The 17,515-nt window shown below is 55.0% G+C and carries 15 protein-coding genes and 1 pseudogene; 4 read left to right on the forward strand and 12 right to left on the reverse strand.

Annotated features, from left to right (window positions below; all coding sequences use genetic code 11):
• Position 1 precedes the first annotated feature (1 nt).
• The 9 genes from hflX to dusB all read right to left on the reverse strand — a co-directional run bounded on the left by hflX (position 2) and on the right by dusB (position 11,756).
• Positions 2–1,273, reverse strand: coding sequence for a GTPase HflX (gene hflX / locus ACXLHR_RS05655; RefSeq protein WP_458792477.1), 1,272 nt, complete (start codon positions 1,271–1,273; stop codon positions 2–4).
• Between the two features lie 5 nt (positions 1,274–1,278).
• Entirely contained in the window at positions 1,279–1,512 is a 234-nt protein-coding gene (gene hfq, locus ACXLHR_RS05660) for an RNA chaperone Hfq (protein WP_458790548.1), read from the reverse strand.
• Positions 1,513–1,615: 103 nt separating this feature from the next.
• On the reverse strand, positions 1,616–3,139 hold the full coding sequence (locus ACXLHR_RS05665) for a TrkH family potassium uptake protein (RefSeq protein WP_458792478.1): 1,524 nt from the start codon (positions 3,137–3,139) through the stop codon (positions 1,616–1,618).
• Between the two features lie 2 nt (positions 3,140–3,141).
• Positions 3,142–4,518 carry a Trk system potassium transporter TrkA gene (gene trkA / locus ACXLHR_RS05670; protein ID WP_458790549.1) on the reverse strand — a complete coding sequence of 459 codons (1,377 nt, stop codon included), beginning with the start codon at positions 4,516–4,518 and terminating at the stop codon, positions 3,142–3,144.
• A gap of 53 nt (positions 4,519–4,571) precedes the next feature.
• The gene (gene ntrX / locus ACXLHR_RS05675; RefSeq protein WP_458790550.1) at positions 4,572–5,975 is read right to left on the reverse strand and encodes a nitrogen assimilation response regulator NtrX; all 1,404 of its coding nucleotides are present in this window, start codon (positions 5,973–5,975) and stop codon (positions 4,572–4,574) included.
• A gap of 20 nt (positions 5,976–5,995) precedes the next feature.
• Positions 5,996–8,230 (reverse strand): sensor histidine kinase NtrY-like, encoded by a 2,235-nt coding sequence (locus ACXLHR_RS05680; protein ID WP_458790551.1) that lies wholly within the window; start codon positions 8,228–8,230, stop codon positions 5,996–5,998.
• Positions 8,231–8,338: 108 nt separating this feature from the next.
• Complete coding sequence (locus ACXLHR_RS05685; protein WP_458790552.1) at positions 8,339–9,703, reverse strand: response regulator; 1,365 nt, start codon at positions 9,701–9,703, stop codon at positions 8,339–8,341.
• Positions 9,703–10,773 carry a two-component system sensor histidine kinase NtrB gene (locus tag ACXLHR_RS05690; RefSeq protein WP_458790553.1) on the reverse strand — a complete coding sequence of 357 codons (1,071 nt, stop codon included), beginning with the start codon at positions 10,771–10,773 and terminating at the stop codon, positions 9,703–9,705. The genes ACXLHR_RS05685 and ACXLHR_RS05690 overlap by 1 nt, the downstream gene beginning before the upstream one ends.
• Positions 10,770–11,756 (reverse strand): tRNA dihydrouridine synthase DusB, encoded by a 987-nt coding sequence (gene dusB, locus ACXLHR_RS05695; protein ID WP_458790554.1) that lies wholly within the window; start codon positions 11,754–11,756, stop codon positions 10,770–10,772. The genes ACXLHR_RS05690 and dusB overlap by 4 nt, the downstream gene beginning before the upstream one ends.
• A 194-nt stretch (positions 11,757–11,950) precedes the next feature.
• Between dusB and ACXLHR_RS05700 the strand changes: the two genes are divergently transcribed.
• The 3 genes from ACXLHR_RS05700 to ACXLHR_RS05710 are packed head-to-tail and all read left to right on the forward strand — an operon-like array spanning position 11,951 to position 14,045.
• Entirely contained in the window at positions 11,951–13,081 is a 1,131-nt protein-coding gene (locus ACXLHR_RS05700) for a bifunctional 2-C-methyl-D-erythritol 4-phosphate cytidylyltransferase/2-C-methyl-D-erythritol 2,4-cyclodiphosphate synthase (protein ID WP_458790555.1), read from the forward strand.
• Entirely contained in the window at positions 13,078–13,566 is a 489-nt protein-coding gene (locus tag ACXLHR_RS05705) for a phosphatidylglycerophosphatase A family protein (RefSeq protein WP_458790556.1), read from the forward strand. Before ACXLHR_RS05700 ends, ACXLHR_RS05705 begins: the two co-directional genes overlap by 4 nt.
• Positions 13,566–14,045, forward strand: coding sequence for a CinA family protein (locus ACXLHR_RS05710; RefSeq protein WP_458792479.1), 480 nt, complete (start codon positions 13,566–13,568; stop codon positions 14,043–14,045). Before ACXLHR_RS05705 ends, ACXLHR_RS05710 begins: the two co-directional genes overlap by 1 nt.
• Here ACXLHR_RS05710 and ACXLHR_RS05715 read toward each other — a convergent pair.
• Positions 14,030–14,479 carry a type II toxin-antitoxin system RatA family toxin gene (locus ACXLHR_RS05715; protein WP_458790557.1) on the reverse strand — a complete coding sequence of 150 codons (450 nt, stop codon included), beginning with the start codon at positions 14,477–14,479 and terminating at the stop codon, positions 14,030–14,032. The genes ACXLHR_RS05710 and ACXLHR_RS05715 overlap by 16 nt on opposite strands.
• 83 nt (positions 14,480–14,562) lie before the next feature.
• Between ACXLHR_RS05715 and hpt the strand changes: the two genes are divergently transcribed.
• Complete coding sequence (gene hpt / locus ACXLHR_RS05720) at positions 14,563–15,105, forward strand: hypoxanthine phosphoribosyltransferase (RefSeq protein ID WP_458790558.1); 543 nt, start codon at positions 14,563–14,565, stop codon at positions 15,103–15,105.
• 172 nt (positions 15,106–15,277) lie between these two features.
• On the opposite strand, the gene lipA is transcribed toward hpt, so the two are convergent.
• Together lipA and ACXLHR_RS05730 are read right to left on the reverse strand one after the other, a co-directional pair.
• Positions 15,278–16,237, reverse strand: coding sequence for a lipoyl synthase (gene lipA / locus ACXLHR_RS05725; RefSeq protein WP_458792480.1), 960 nt, complete (start codon positions 16,235–16,237; stop codon positions 15,278–15,280).
• Positions 16,238–16,309: 72 nt separating this feature from the next.
• A pseudogene (locus ACXLHR_RS05730) lies at positions 16,310–17,414 on the reverse strand (DUF6456 domain-containing protein).
• Between the last annotated feature and the right edge of the window lie 101 nt (positions 17,415–17,515).

Below are 17,515 nucleotides of genomic sequence, written 5' to 3' on the forward strand. Positions count from 1 at the left end.
ATCACATACGGCTGAAGCGTTCTTTTTGCAGCAAGGTCCAGAACACGGTCAAGGTATTGCCCGCGTCGGTTTGGGTGTCGTCGGTAACAATTCCCTGCTCGAACAGCCAAGCGCGCTTGCGGCCCTCGGCAAAGGTGAGTTTGATCACCTCTTCGCGGCGCGGGTCTTTCAGGTGTTCGGCCACGGCTGCCAGCAGGGCGTCCATGCCGTCGCCTGTCACTGCCGAGACCGCAAACAGGTCGTCGGTGCGCGCGGACTGGGTTTCGACAGCGTCGCGGCGGTCCTCGTCGAGCTTGTCGATCTTGTTCCAGACTTCGATCAGCGGCGCAGTTTCAGCGACCCCCAATGCGGTCAGGATCGCCATCACGTCCTTGGATTGCTCTTCGGTTTCGGCGTGGCTGATGTCGCGCACATGCACGATCAGGTCAGCGTCCAGCACTTCTTCAAGTGTCGCGCGGAAGGCCGCGACCAGTTCGGTTGGCAGGTCAGAGATAAAACCAACCGTGTCAGACATGATGATTTCGTCGCCCGTGGGCAATTCTATCTTGCGCATGGTCGGGTCAAGCGTGGCGAATAGCATGTCTTTCACAAACACATCTGCGCCGGTCAAGCGGTTAAAGAGCGTGGATTTACCCGCGTTGGTATAGCCGACGAGAGCCACAATTGGGTAAGGCACTTTGGCGCGCGAGGCGCGGTGCAGAGCACGGGTTTTTACAACCTTGGCCAGTTTGGCGCGCAGACGCACCAGATGGTCGTCAATAGCGCGGCGGTCGGATTCGATCTGGGTTTCACCCGGACCACCGACAAAGCCCATGCCGCCACGTTGGCGTTCAAGGTGCGTCCATGCGCGGACAAGACGGGTGCGTTGGTAGGACAGCGCTGCCATCTCGACCTGCAACACGCCTTCGGCGGTGCGCGCACGGTCAGAGAAGATTTCAAGGATTAGGCCGGTGCGATCAAGCAATTTGACGCCCCATGCTTTTTCCAAGTTACGTTGCTGTACCGGCGTGACCGATCCGTCGACCAAGACCAGTTCAACCTCGGCCTCTTCAAATATCAGCCGCAGTTCTTCGATCTTGCCTTTGCCGAAAAGCATTCCCGCATGACGTTTTGGAAGGCGCACGGATGTGCCCCCCATCACTTCGATTTCGGGCAAGGCGGCTGCTAGCGCAATCGCCTCTTCCAGCGCAGGTCCAGCGTCCCTGCGTGTCTGGTCGTTTTTCAGATCAGGGTGCAAGACCCAAGCACGGGTGATGTGCTTATCGTGTTCCAGCAAAGTTATTCTTCGCCTTCATACAGGCTGATCGGCTGCGATGGCATGATCGTTGAAATCGCGCTTTTGTAGACCAGCTGGGCTTGTCCGTCGCGACGCAACAGGACACAGAAACTATCAAACCATGTAATCACGCCCTGCAATTTCACGCCGTTGACCAAAAAGATCGTCACAGGCACCTTGGCTTTGCGCACATGGTTAAGAAATGCATCTTGCAGATTTGCTTTATCGGCCGCCATAGCGGGACCCCTTTTTTTGTTCTTGCGGCCGCGATCGGCCTCCCTCGTTTATCGGTGCAGTATGTCGCGCCATGGCAAAGGTTTCCAGCCCAAAAAACAGCATTTATTTTCGCCAGATTTCAGGGTTGAAAAGTGCGATAATCGCCAGCGTTTCAAGTCGTCCAAGCACCATTGCTGCCGCGAGAATCATTTTGGCAAGATCTGGAATGCCCGAGTAGGAAATCGGATATTCGGCGGCGACTTGTGCCAAAGGACCGGTGGTGGAGAGCGCTGAGATCGCAAGCACCATTGTCACCTCGAATTGCACCCCTGTCAGGGATAGCAGTAGCATAACGCCCGCAATTGACAGGGCAAATAGCATAAAGAAAATCCACGAGATATAGGCACCCTGACGTCTGATACGGCGCGCTTCGCGGCCACCACCACCGACCGACGAGGGATAAACCAGCCGTTCCAACTCGCGTTCGGAGTGCCGGTAGAGCGCGTATATCCGCAACAGTTTCACGCCGCCCGCTGTGGTCGCGACCCCGCCGCCAATCAAGGCTAGACCCACCAGCCCCAGCCCCGGTGTTTGCAAGCCCGACCATGTGGCAATGCCTGTCCAATAACGCGATTCAAATCCTGTTGTGGTTAAAAACGAGGTGACGGTGAACAGCGCGCCCCAGAATGCTTTGAACATCTGGGTCCATGATGCCACCGCCTGCCCGTCACCTGCGCCGACAAAATGCCGGAAAAATAATGCGCCTGTAACCATGACGATCAAGGCGACGCCAATTTTGAATTCGGGATCTTTCAGCAGCGAGCTGTCTTTTTCACCAAATTGTCCGGCTGAAAACGACAGGCGCGAGATTGCGAGGATAAAAAAGACCAGAATCAGCGCTTCGCCCCAGAAGCCAGCTTTGGCGTAATACAGACCGTTAATCGGCGAGATGCCCGAGGTCGACATGACCGACATGGCGTGGATCAGCGCGATATATGGCACCTCGCCCAGACTGGTCAGCCCCAGCCACAACACAAACGTCAAGCCAGTGTAAAGTGGCGTTAATGTGATCGCAAAGCGCAGCAGACGTTCGGTCGGGTCAGCAATCTGTCCAATCTGCGTATAGGTCGCAGCAATAGCGCTTTTGCCCGCTGCACCGGTCGCACGCACCTCGAACCCGCCCAGGTTCATCGGCGCGAAAATCGACACGGCGGTGATCCAGATCAACAATCCGCCGAGCCAGCCGACAAGCCCGCGCCACAGGTGCAGCGATGGTGCCAAACGGCCCGCGTTGTCATAAACAGTGGCCCCTGTCGTGGTCAGGCAGGACACCATTTCGAACCATGCATTTAGCAGTGTAGTATTGCCAACCGCCTCGTAGAACGGGATCGCAAACATGACTGGCAGTACGGTGAAAGCGGCCAGAAGGGCGACCAGTTGGCTACGTGCAACGCTGACAGGTGCGTAATTCGACGTGGCCAACCCCAGAATGAAGGAAAGCAATCCGAACAGCACAAAGCCGTAGAAGAAGACGCGCATTGTCGTAAAATCATTTAACGCAAGCGCATGCATTGCAGGGATCAGCATCGCAAACGCGCCAATCCCCATAAGGATCACAAAAAACGGAAGTCTTTTGATCCAGTCCATCATCAGAAAAAGTCGATGGAGACCTGCAAAAGCCGCTCGACCTCTGGCACGTCGTCAGCCATTGCAAAGATTGCGATCACATCGCCTTCGTCGATCCGCATATCGCCTGTTGGCTTCAGCGGCTCGCCTTTTTTCATCACGGCACAGACCAGCGTGCCTTCGGGGAAAGCGATATTTTTGATCATCTGGCCCGATATCGGTGAGGTGCCAAGCACCTGTGCTTCGATCACTTCGGCCTCTGCATCGCCGATTGAATAGACCGCCCGCACACGGCCATGACGGATATGGCGCAGAATCGAGCTGACGGTTGTGGCGCGCGGATTGATATAAGCGTCTATATCCAGCGGCCCCATCAATGGCACCAGACTGGGGTCGTTGATCAATGCAATCGCCATAGCACAGCCCATCTCTTTGGCACGCACCGAGGCCAACAGGTTTGTCTTATCGTCATCGGTCACAGCCAGCACGGCGTCGGCGGAACTAATGTGCGCTTCCTCCAGCAAAGCGCCATCCAACCCGTCGCCCAGCAGTACAATTGTGCGGTCCAACACGTCGGCAGCGGCTTCTGCGATTTCACGGTTTTTTTCGATGATCTTGACGCGCACCCGCTCGGTTTGTGCTTCTAACGCACGCGCCACACCCAAGCCTACATTGCCACCGCCAATGATCACGATGCGCTCTTGCTTGGCATTTGATTTGCCGAAAATCTCCATTGTACGCGAAAGATCTTCGGAATGGGTGAAAGCGTAACAGTCGTCGCCTGCAAAAATCTGGTCACCGGCAGACGGCACAAACAATCGCCCCTCGCGGCGGATGCCGACCACAACCGCGCGCAGAGTCGAAAACAGATCCGTCAACTGGCGCAGTGGCGTGTTGATCACCGGACAGCTTTCGTCAATCGAGATGCCGACAAGCTGTGCTTTGCCCTCCATGAAGCTTTCGGTGTCAAACGCAGACGGGGCTGCAAGCCTTTGCAACGCGGCCTCGGCCACCTCGCGCTCCGGACTGATCACAACATCGATCGGCAGGTGATCACGGCGGTAAAGGTCGGAATAGATCGCCGTCAGATAGCTTTGTGCGCGGAGCCGCGCGATTTTGCGCTGGATGGCAAAGACCGAGTGGGCGACCTGACAGGTGACCATATTCACCTCGTCGGAATGAGTCGCGGCGATGATCATATCGGCGTCCTTGGCGCCAGCGCGGGCCAGCACGTCAGGGTAACTTGCAAAGCCGCAGATCCCTTGTACATCAAGCGTATCAGTGGCGCGGCGCACGAGTTCGGGATTGTTATCCACAACCGTCACATCGTTTTTTTCGCCCGACAGATGCCGCGCGATTTGCCAGCCAACCTGACCCGCTCCGCAAATAATCACTTTCATCGTGTCACTCCTTGCAACTGGCTACGGGTGACAGAACGCGGATGTTTCGTCAATTATGCTTCGCCTTCAATATACGCGACACGTCCGCCAGCTTTGTTGGTGGTCGAGACGCCAAGAGATTTGAGTTTACGGTGCAACGCAGAGCGTTCCATACCCACAAATGACGCCGTCCTGCTGATGTTGCCACCGAAGCGGTTGATCTGGGTCAGAAGGTATTCGCGCTCGAACAATTCGCGGGCCTCGCGCAATGGCAAGGTCGCAAGGCCGCCCGCCAGCACAATGCGCCCCTCTTCCGCTGTTGAACTCTCGGCCGAGGCTGGCAATTCTTTGGCGGAAATGGCATCGCTGCTTTCACCTAAGATCAGCACACGTTCGATCACGTTTTTCAACTGACGCACGTTGCCGGGCCAGAGCATGGTTTGCAGCAAGGCACGGGCATCTTCCGCAAGTTTGCGCAGTGGCAACCCCTGCGCTTTGTTCAGCATTTCGATGAAGTATTCGGCCAGTAGCGGAATATCCTCGCGACGCTCTTCCAGACTAGGCACCGCAATCGGGACCACGTTCAGGCGGTGGAATAATTCTTCGCGGAATGTGCCGGCCTCAATGGCCATCGGCAGATCACGGTTACTGGAGGAAATGACGCGCAAATCGACCTGCACCTTGTCATTGCCGCCAACCCGTTGGAACCGTTGATCGACCAGAACACGCAGTATTTTTGACTGTGTTCCCAGTGGCATATCACCGATTTCGTCGAAATAGATCACACCGCCATTGGCCTCTTCGAGTAGGCCTTTTTCAATGCCACGACTGCCACCCTCACGGCCAAATAGCACTTCTTCCATGCGATCAGGCGCGATCGAGGCGGAATTAACGGTGATAAACGGCGATCCTGCACGGTTGGAATGCGCATGGATATAACGGGCAGCGATTTCCTTGCCAGCACCCGCAGGCCCTGTCAGCATGACACGGCCATTGGATTTGGTGACCTTATCCAGTTGGGATTTCAGGGTGCGGAATGCAGCGCTATCGCCGAGCATATCCGTGCCTGCGACTTCGCCGCGCTTTAACTCGATATTTTCGCGGCGCAACTTGCTGGTTTCCATAGCACGGCGCACAACAACCAGAAGTTGATCGATGTTGAAAGGCTTTTCGATAAAATCATAAGCCCCTTGTTTGATCGCGGCCACGGCAATTTCGATATTGCCATGACCGGAAATGATCACGACCGGAATATCTGGGTGGTCGCGTTTCACGGTCTTAAGGATATCAATCCCGTCCATGTTGCTATCTTTCAGCCAGATATCGAGCACCATCAAGGCTGGTGGCGACTTGGCAATTTCAGCCATACAGTCATCTGAATTTCCGGCAAGACGTGTCGTAAACCCTTCATCCTGAAGGATATCCGAGATTAACTCACGAATGTCACGCTCGTCGTCAGTGATTAGAATATCGCCCATGTGTGTTACCCTCTAACTATTTATGTTTGCTCTGTGCCGCGTGGCATCAAAGGCAATTTGATTTCGGCCATGGCCCCGATATGGCCAGTCCCGTGAAAGTCTGCGGCGTCTTTGAGTGTCAAAGTGCCACCATGTTCTTCGATGATTTTCTTCACAATCGGCAGGCCCAATCCCGTGCCGCTACTGCGCGTGGTGACATAGGGCTCGAACAGGCGCGCGCGGTCATGCGGCAAACCTATGCCATTGTCGCTAATTGTGAGTGTTGCGGTGCAATCCGAATAGGCCATCTCGATCCGAATTTCGGGATGATAATTGGGCGCATCCTCTTTTTCACGATAAGTTTCAGTGGCTTCGCCTGCGTTCTTAATAAGGTTTATGAGCGCCTGAGAGATCATTGTCTCGTCTACATCCACGCAAGCACCCTTTTCGGGCAGCGCCACAAAGAAGGTCACGTCAGGCTGGCCAGCCTCTTGCAGGGTTACTGCGTTGCCGACCAGCGTGACCAAGTCCGCTGGCAATAGTTTGGGTTCTGGCATCCGCGCGAATTTTGAAAATTCGTCAACAATGCGTCGTAAGTCGTTGGTTTGACGCACGATAACGTCTGTCATCTGTTCCAGCTTGTCGCTCTCGGCCACTTCTTTTGAGAATTTTCGTTTGATGCGTTCAGCCGACAATTGAATTGGCGTCAGCGGGTTTTTGATCTCGTGGGCAATACGGCGCGCGACATCCCCCCATGCGGCCATGCGCTGCGCACTGACCAGATCGGTCACGTCGTCAAAGGCCACAACATATCCCTCTAGCGTGCCCTCGGCATTGCGCCGTGTTGACATCCGCACCAGCAAACTTTCCTGCGAGCCATCGCGGATCAAATTGATTTGTTCTTGCGCCACTTCACGGCCGTCCTTGCGCATCGCCTCGAAGAGCGCGCCGAACTCTGGCACCGCCACCGCAATTGCCACGCTTTCTTGTGCTTCACCCACGGCCAAAAGACCTTGCGCCGAGCGGTTGGCAAAATCGACACGGCCCCGTGCATCCAACCCCACGACCCCGGATGTCACCGAGCCCAACACGGAATCAAACAAGCGACGTCGCCGCTCGATCTGGCGGTTGGTGTCCAGCAATTCATCGCGCTGCACCTTCAATTGGGTTGTCATCTGATTGAAATACATACCTAATTGCGAAATCTCATCTTCGCCAACATCCTCGATCACTCGCACATCCAGATCACCCGCACCGACCCGTTGTGACGCCGTAACAAGTCGCCCGACAGGGCGCGACAGTCCTTCGGCGAACCAAAGCCCAAGCCAGATAGCCGCCAAAATGAGAATTACAGCGAAGCCCAGATAAATCAGTCCAAAGTTGAATAATAATCGTCCGCGATCATTCTCTAACTGCTCGTAGAGCGCCACAGTTTCCGTGGTCTGATCCAGCAAGGACAGGATTTCACCATTCACGGTGCGCGTCACATAGACAAAGCGGTCGTGAAACTGCGGCATCGCGATCAGGGCCCGAAACTCGTTGTTGTTGGCGTCCTCGATGATATGGGTCGTTTTTGCCGTTGCCGCTACAAAATCCGCAGGCCGTGGCTGCTCGTAGTCAAAATCATACGATCCGGCACCGCGCGTCATGATCTCGCCGGTGCCGCTGATGAAATAGGTCTCGGTTAGCCCGCGATCAATTTGGTTTTGCACCTGCGCAATTGCCAGTCGCACATCGCCATCATCCATAAAGAAGTTGCGCAATCTCTCGGTGTTCAGATAGGCGGCGAGAGCTTGGCCGTCACGGGTTAATTCCTGTCTTTCTTCGCGTTCATAGGCCTGTGCAGTGGTCAATGACGTGCTGAGAACTGTGCGGACCCGCTCGGAAAACCAACCTTCTAGACCGACATTCAGCGACAGCATCGCAAACAGGGCGACCAGAACGGTAGGCGTCAGGGCGAGCAGCGCAAAAACCCCCGTCAGACGCAAATGCAGCTGCGAACCTGCGGATTTAGCGCGCCGCGCCGCGATCATGCTGGCCACACGCTGCATCACTAACGATGCGACAACCATCACGTAAATCAGATCGGCAAGGAGTACTAAACGCAGGAACGGAGAGGTTGAAGACTGCACCAACGGGCCCAAAACCACATAGGTCAGCACCGCCAGCACCGGCCCCAACAGGACAAGCCCCAGAACCGTCGCGTTTTGGACCGCGCGATTGCGGCGCCAACGGCTAAACCGCGCTAAATTCGTTCGCGTTAGGCCACGCTGCACGCATAAGCCCCTTTATATATAAAGGTGAGGTTGCCCTCACATACCACCACATTGCGTGTTTAGCCCCAGATATAGTTGCGTCCGAGGTGCCACGCTTATGTTGCGGTTTTACATCATTTTGCGGCGGCGTGTCACGCGGATATCCAACTCTGTGATCTTCTTTCGCAAAGTATTTCGGTTGATCCCTAGTAAATCGGCACATTTTGCCTGATTCCCCGCCGTTGCATCCAAAGCAGTCTCGATCAATGGCCCTTCAACCTCGCGCAGGATTCGATTGTAAAGGCCCGGTGCCGGTAAGTCGCCGCCATGCAAATCAAAATAACGCCGCAAATGTTTGCCAACCGAAGCCGCCAGTTTGTCGCCGTCTGCACCCCTCGTTGCAGGCTCCATTGCAGGTTGATTGCCCAGAACGGCCTCGACCTCGGCGCGGTTAATTTCTTCGCCGGCGGAGGTGAATACCAAGCGCTTGATCGCATTTTCTAACTGACGCACGTTACCAGGCCAGCTATACCCCCGGATCAGGTCCAAGGCGGTAACGCCCATGCGACGTGCTGGCGCACCTTCACGTTCGGAACGGGTTAAAAAATGCGCGACCAGCAACAGTATATCATCGACCCGCTCGCGCAGCGATGGCACATTGATCGTCACGCCGCCAAGGCGATAAAACAGGTCTTGACGAAACGAGCCATCCTCCAGCTTTGCCATCAAATCGGTCTGGGACGTTGCCATGATACGCGGGGCAGTGTCGTCCAAAGCGTCCAGCATGCGCACGATACGACCCTGTGCCACATCAGACAGATCGCCGACCTCGTCAAATAGCAACGATCCCCCCTTGGCCCGCGCAAGCACCGCCGAGAGCCCGTCCACTTCTTTCAGATCAGCACCTGATACGACCACAAACGGTTGGGTTCGCCGATCAGAATAATCGTGAATAGCGCGTGCAATCAACGATTTGCCTGTCCCGCTTTCGCCGGTGATCAACACGGGCATAGGCGTATTAATGATCCGCGCAACCAAACGGTATAAGCTCTGCATCACCGGCGTGTGGCCCACCAGCGGCAGATCTCCTGTTTCGTTGGACGCAGGTGGTTTTATCTGGGGCGTACGCCGTTTGATCTCCAACGCCCTTGCCGCCCGCTTCATTAAATCAGGCAAATCAAACGGCTTGGGCAGATAATCATAGGCCTCGGCCTCGGCTGCCTTGATGGCCGTCATGATCGTATTCTGCGCCGAAATTACAATCACCGGCAATCCAGGACGGGCAAGTGCAATCTTGGGCAGTTGCTCTAGGCCATTGCCGTCTGGCATCATCACATCGGAGATCACCAAATCGCCCTTGCCTTCATCCACCCAGCGCATCAACGTCACCAGCGACGAGGTGGCATGCACCTTGCACCCTGCCCGCGTCAGTGCTTGTGTCAGAACCGTGCGTATCGTGCGATCGTCATCTGCGACCAGAACAGTGCCATCCATTATTTTTCTCCAACAATTTTCGGGGCAAGTGGCAGCGAGATGCGAAACGCCGTGCAACCAGGGGCGCTTTTGACCGAAATCCAGCCCCCTGCGTCGCCGATCAGTTTCGACACCAGCGCCAAGCCCAATCCGGTGCCATTCTCGCGGCCTGAAATAAACGGCTCGAATACATCATTGGCGATCTCGGGGGGCAAACCCGGTCCGTCGTCAATAATCTCGACCTGAAGCGGCAAGCGGGCTTGCGTGCCGTCAGCCCTGCGCACCCGCAATGATGGATCATAGAATGTGTGTAACTTGATCTGACCGCTACCATTCGCCGCCTCGGATGCATTTTTCAGCAAGTTCAAGACCACTTGCAATAACTGGTCCCCGTCGCCGAGAACATCAGGCAAAGACGGGTCGTATTCTTCGACAAACCGCATATGTGCGCCAAAACCGACAGCCGCAGAGCGTTTTGCACGGTCCAAAACATCATGAATATTCACCGAGGTCAGCAAGGGTGGGCGCAGATTGCCGAACTGCTCAACCTGCTCTAATAACGTCACAATGCGGCGGCTTTCTTCTACAATCAAATCAGTCAACTCCTGATCCTGCGCAGGCAGCCCCATTGCCAACAATTGCGCAGCGCCGATAATTCCCGCCAGCGGATTTTTGATTTCATGGGCCAGCATTTCCGCCATGCCAATCGCCGATTTTGCCGCTTTACCCGTATTATGGCTTTTGGTCATGCGGCTGGCAATTTCGCGCGGGCTGATCATTGCGATCATCACATCGTCACGGCCCTGATGGGGGGTGAACTGGATGTTGCACTGCATCGGCGGTCGCTCAAAGCTGCCGACATCAACGTCATTTACAAATAGCGGCGTGCGACCGTCGCGGGCGCGACCAAATGCGCCTTCTAACGGTGCATCAATCATTACGGTGTCCCAGAAAGATTTACTTTTCAACGATTTGGCGGATAGGTTCAGAAAACTCTCTGCCGCTGGATTTATTTCGATAATCATATCCATTTTGTCGAGTAACAACGTAGGAACAGGCAACGAAGCCCAAAGTGCCGCATCTTCAATCACACCGCGATCCCCGCAATTGCATCAGGCAACAGGCGCAAAACCGCCTTTGGATCTGGTTCGGTCAGGACTTCGCGGCGCAGCGCGCTCGGTGTTTCCACATCGTCCATATACCAGCCCAAATGTTTGCGCGCGGTCTTGCGACCAAACTCAGAGCCGTAGAACGACAACATCTCCTCGTAATGTCCGCAAACTAACGCGGCCAAATCTGCCCCGGTAGGGATCACAGGCGCTGTCGTGCCGTGCAACTCACTCGCAACTTGTGCCAAAATCCATGGCCGCCCCTGCGCGCCGCGCCCGATCATTACGCCATCCGCGCCTGACTGTTTCAGCGCCTCGCGTGCCGTATCCGCCCCCATAATGTCGCCATTGGCAATTACAGGGATGTTCACCGCCGTCTTGATCTCGGCAATCGCGGCCCAATCGGCCGATCCTTTGTAAAACTGGCAGCGCGTGCGGCCATGAATCGTGACCAATTTGATCCCCGCATTCTCGGCCCGCTTGGCCACATACGCCGCATTTAAACAGTCATGATCCCAGCCTAGCCGCGTCTTGAGCGTGACAGGAATATCGACGGCGTTCACCACCGCCTCGATCAAGGTCAGCGCATGATCAGGATCGCGCAACAGTGCCGACCCTGAATACCCGCTGGTGACTTTTTTGGCAGGGCAGCCCATATTTATATCAATGAAAGCCGCGCCATTTGCCGCGACCAGCTTGGCAGCCTCGGCCATCCAATACGCCTCGCGGCCCGCGATCTGGACCGCTGTGCCCGCCTGATCAAAGCCTAATTCGGCCTTTTCGCGCGCGGCCGGCTTGGCTTGTACCATCTCCTGGCTTGCGACCATTTCGCTGACAACCCAGCCCGCGCCAAACGATGCCACCAACTGGCGAAACGGCAGGTCAGTGATCCCCGCCAAGGGGGCCAAAGCCACGGGTGGGCTGAGTGAAATTGCAGACAGTGAAATCGATTCGACATGTTTCACGGGAGGGGAAATACCTTTTGATGGATCTGGACTCCAGATTTACTTGGGTTCACGGGCATTCACAACGCATAGTCGCATAAAAAACACGCATCACATCAAGTTCGCACATTTATTAAGCAATAATACCCACGCCTCGCCACGAATTGCGCCACAGACGAACAGGCAGTAAACACGGCGTAGGAAAAGGAAACACGATGACCACAGCAGCAATCATTGTCGCGGCAGGACGCGGAAACCGCGCGGGCGGTGCGTTGCCCAAGCAATGGCAAGCGCTGCACGGGACATCCGTAATTGAATATACTTACAACGCCTTAAGGCCGTTTGTTGATTATATCGTCGTCGTTTTGCACCCCGATGATGCAATCCTCTGGCGTGCGCTTAATCTCACTGCGGACCACGTTGTGATGGGTGGCGCGACCCGCGATGCCTCTGTACGCGCGGGGCTTGATGCGCTTGCAGAAACCAATCCAACCTATGTTTTGATCCACGATGCCGCGCGGCCATTGGTCAGTGCTGCGATCATCACCGATGTTATTGCGGCTCTCGACCATCATGAGGGCGCGGCCCCCGCGCTGCCTGTCACTGATGCGCTGTGGACTGGTGAGGATGGCTTTGTAAGCGGTTCAAAAGACCGCGAAAATCTTTATCGCGCGCAGACCCCGCAAGGGTTCCATTACCATGCTATCGTGCAGGCACATGCCGCCCTTCAAGCACCTGCTGCCGACGACGTTGCCGTCGCACGCGCTGCGGGCATTGATGTGGCCATAGTGCAGGGCGAAGAACGCAATCTCAAAATCACCACAGCCGTCGATTTTTCACGCGCTGCCAGTATGTTAGGACAGGAAATGGATGTAAGATGTGGTAACGGATACGATGTGCATGCCTTTACCGACGGGGATCACGTCTGGCTTTGTGGCGTGAAGGTTGCACATACGCGCAGCCTGCTTGGGCATTCCGACGCTGATGTTGGCATGCATGCGGTCACAGATGCGATCTACGGCGCGCTGGGTATGGGAGATATTGGCCAGCATTTTCCGCCGTCCGACCCTCAATGGAAAGGCACGGCAAGCCATATTTTCCTGCGTCATGCTGTGAAGCTCGCGGCAGATAACGGGTTTAAAATCAGTAATATAGATTGCACTCTTGTCTGCGAATATCCTAAAATTGGTCCGCATCAAGCGGCGATGAAAGCCGCCCTCGCAGACATCATGGGGCTCAGCCCTGACCGGATTAGCGTCAAAGCCACCACATCAGAACGCCTCGGTTTCACAGGTCGCGAAGAAGGCATCGCTTCACTCGCCACCGCAACATTGGTAAAATCATGAGCAAACTTATCGCGACCTTCTTTTATGTCGGGTACATGCGACCCGCGCCTGGCACATGGGGATCACTCGCTGCCCTGCCCTTTGCGTGGATTATTATAACCTTCACGGGGCTTTATGGGCTTATCCTCGCGTGCATCGTGGTCTATGGTCTCGGCTTCTGGGCGACCCAACGCGAAACTGCGGGTCAAGAAAATCACGATCCGTCGGAAATCGTGATCGACGAAGTCGTCGGTATGTGGATCGCCCTTTTGCCCATCGCCAGCATTGTCACGTCGCGCGATCTCGACGCGCTTGCGCTTTGGCCCGGTTGGATCACCGCATTTGCGCTATTTCGCTTGTTCGATATCACCAAGCCGTGGCTCGTGGGCTGGGCAGATAAGCGCGATGATGCCACGGGCGTGATGCTTGACGACGTGCTCGCAGGCATTTTTGCGGCTCTTGGCGTCCTGCTTTTGGGCGGTTTTTATCATGCGGTGCTGATGTGATACGCGCCAAAACCTTGCTCGACCTTGCAAGCGCCGCAAATCTGACAATCGCCACCGCAGAAAGCTGCACGGGCGGTATGGTGGCTGCTGCAATCACGGAAGTTGCAGGCAGTTCCGCGATTTTCGAGCGAGGGTTTGTGACCTATACCAACATCGCGAAGAAGCAAATGCTCGGTGTGAGCACTGCGACGCTTAACGCATATGGCGCGGTATCCGAGCAAGTCGCCCGCGAGATGGCTATCGGGGCCGTCGCCCATTCGAACGCCGACATCGCCGTCAGTATCACCGGCATCGCAGGTCCTGGCGGCTCGGATTATAAGCCCGAAGGACGTGTTTGTTTTGGTCTACATACCTCGCAAGAGACCCGTGTCATTACGGAGGAATTTGGCCCGCTCGGGCGCGCAAATGTTCGCAAAGCGGCGACCGATTACGCGCTGGACTTGCTTATATCTGCTGTAAAGTCTTACGCGTCCCGGTAAAGGTCGTCCGCGCGCGTCTCAAAGGACTGAACAATACGTTGCATTGCCTCATTGAAAAACAAACCTGCTGCGCCTTGTAAGAGCCTGTTTTTGAATTCGAAATCAACTTCAAAGGATACCTCGCAACCCGCTTCGACATCACGAAAAACCCATGTACTTTCCAGAAACTTAAACGGGCCATCCAGATACGATGTGTCGATCTTTTTTAGCGCTGGCCACAGCAGGACCCGACTGCCAAAGGTTTCACGAAACACCTTAAACGAGATCACCAAATCCGCGAGCATTTCAACATGGTCATCATTTTGTATCTCGCTGCGCACGCGCGCGGCAGCGGTCCACGGCAGAAATTTTGGGTAATTTGCTACATCGGACACCAGATCATACATCTGATCCGCAGTGTAGGGCAAAAATTTTGTCTCGGAATGGCTGGTCATATCGGACTTTCGCAGGTGACTTCACCCGTTGATGTCGTAGAATAGAACCAGAAATCAAGCTTGAAGCACAAATTGAGGCCGACATGACGCAAAAAAACTATGTGATCGACACCATGATCAGCGCGAAATCCATCGCCGCGCGGATCGAGGCGCTGTCACGCGAAATCCAAACCACCTTCAAAGATACCGACAAGCTGGTTGTGGTCGGGCTATTGCGTGGCTCGTTTGTCTTTATTGCAGATCTGGTCCGTGAACTTGATCTGCCGGTCGAGGTGGATTTTCTGGAGGCTTCGTCTTACGGTGACGCTACAGAGAGTAGCAGAGAAGTCCGTATTTTCAAAGACTTGCGCGGTGGTATTGAAGGCCGCGACGTGCTGATTGTTGAAGACATTATTGATACAGGTCACACTTTACAGCATGTATACGACTATCTGATGACTAAAAAACCGGCGCGTATGAAAACTATTGCTTTGCTTGATAAGCCGGCACGCCGCGAGGTGGATTTCAAACCGACGTGGATCGGATTTGAAATACCAGATGAATTTGTAGTGGGCTACGGAATCGATTTTGCGCAACGCAACCGTAATCTGCCATTTGTTGGTAAAGTCAGGTTCACCGAAGCATGAACCCGCGCTGGCTATTGCACGCAAAACGCTGGGCGCAAAATCCGCCCAGCATGAAGAAAGTTATGTTTGTCTTTGGAATCGTTGTCTTTTGCTTGGTGCTCGTAGGGGTGGAAAAATTGGGATTACTGCCCGATTGGGTCGCCGCAGACCGCGTGCAACGCGCCCCGCGGCTTTAGGCTTGCCCGAATTTCTTCAACCGCGCAGCGCGCAATTGCGCAAAATCGTCGCCTGCATGATAACTTGATCGTGTCAGCGGCGAGGCCGAAACCATCAAGAAGCCCTTGTTGTAAGCTGTTTTCTCGTAGGTTTTGAACTCTTCAGGCGTCACAAACCGGTCAACTGCGTGGTGCTTGGGGGTTGGCTGCAAGTACTGGCCGATCGTCAGAAAATCGATGTCAGCCGCGCGCATATCTTCCATCACCTGCGTGACGGATTGCTTATTCTCGCCCAAACCGACCATGATGCCCGACTTGGTGAACATCGTTGGGTCAATTTCTTTCACGCGCTGCAACAGGCGCAATGAATGGAAATAGCGCGCGCCGGGGCGCACCTCTGGATAAAGGCCAGGAACTGTTTCTAGATTGTGATTGAATACATCAGGTTTTGCTTCAACAACGATTCGTAACACATCGGGATCACAGCGAATAAAGTCAGGCGTCAAAATTTCGATCGTTGTGCTTGGCGACTGTTTGCGAATGGCACGGATGGTCTGGGCAAAATGTTCAGCCCCGCCATCCCGCACATCGTCGCGATCCACAGAGGTAATCACCACATGGTTTAGACCAAGTTTTTTCACGGCATCGGCAACGCGGCCTGGCTCGAATACGTCGAGATCCTCGGGTGGTTTGCCCGTTGCGATATTACAAAACGTGCAAGCCCGCGTACAAACTTCGCCCATGATCATCATCGTTGCATGGCCCTGTGACCAGCATTCGCCCACGTTGGGACAGCCTGCTTCTTCACAGACCGTGACCAATTTATGCTCACGTATGATGTCGCGGGTCACCTTATAACCCTCGGATGTTGGCGCCTTTACCCTGATCCAGTCAGGTTTTTTCGGTTGCACGTTGTCAGGGCGCTTGGCTTTTTCAGGGTGACGTTGAGCAGGTATTTTCAGATCACGCACGGCAATATCCATAAATGAGGTCATGGGTAACCTAGTATTTCCCGCGCCTGACGACAACACCTTGCGCGCGCTATTGGGTCATCCGATCAATGGGGCGTATTTTCCGAGCTCAGTGTAGTGTCGTTTCAGACGCTGCAACCCTATCCGCAGTACAATTTTACCTGATCTCGCTGACCAGCCCATTGATTTCTCGGTATTTTCCAGTCCTTCCAGCAAACAACAGCAGTGAAACACCACATCCATCAGTCCCGTACCCAAGATCACCAAGTGCAGCCTGCACTCTCAAATGCCCTGCAATGGCGCCGCGCGGACCATCTGGCGCAGGCATGCCGGCCATAAACACTGCAACGTCAGTGCCAATCTAGCTGCCCATTTTGGCAAGCTCGAAATCCTCGCGTAGGCGTTCGCCAGCGGCGACCAGATCGCGGGGCAAAAACGGCTCACCGTCACGATCACGGCGGCGCGACAAGCCGATCAATGGACTCTCGACGGCTGGGGGTTTGGGGCGCGTGTCCCCCTCAAACACTGCAAGATCCCATGCTGGCATGCCGCGCATCACACTACGCGCGTCACCAAAACCGGAGGCTGCATTCTCGCTTTGGGCGGTCAAGGCACGCAATGCCGCACGTCCCGCATTGGTGATAAAATACCGCGACACGCGGCCCGTCGTGTCAGAGCAACTAATCCAGTCTTTTAACGCTAAAGCCTGTGCAATCTCGCGTTCGACGACGGCCGTGCGCAACTGGTCCCCACCGTTACTTTCGCGCACAATAACAGCCGTTTCCATTTGGCTGGCCACAGCCATCACAGCACCGGGTTCGCATAGCCTGAGCAATACACGCTTGGCTTCCTGCTCGATCCTTGTTTGAGTCAGGCCATCTCGCGGCGCGGAATGCTCGTTCAGGCGGACGATCTTCATATGTGTAATTTCCTTGTTACTATGGCCTTGATCCCGCGTTGATGTCCGTGAAAGTGCGCGCAGCGCGTCATCAACCAACGGGTCGTCACGGCGTCCCTCATAGCGGCGCACTTGACGCAGAATCGTGGACGGGTGGCAGTTGTGATCCTTCGCAAGTGCACGGATAGAGATACCATGTTCTGTATGCGCCAGATAATGCGCCGCAGCGATTGGCACCCACGTAGGAAGGCCCTCTGTTACATCTTGAATCCGCTGGTTTTGCATCCCGATATCCTTACGTCGCCCTATCCAGCTAAAGCCTGCCGAATAGGAATCACATTGCCAGTTCACAACCTATGATTGCATTGGTTACTCAATAGTTAATT

Source organism: Yoonia sp. MH D7 (assembly GCF_054439475.1).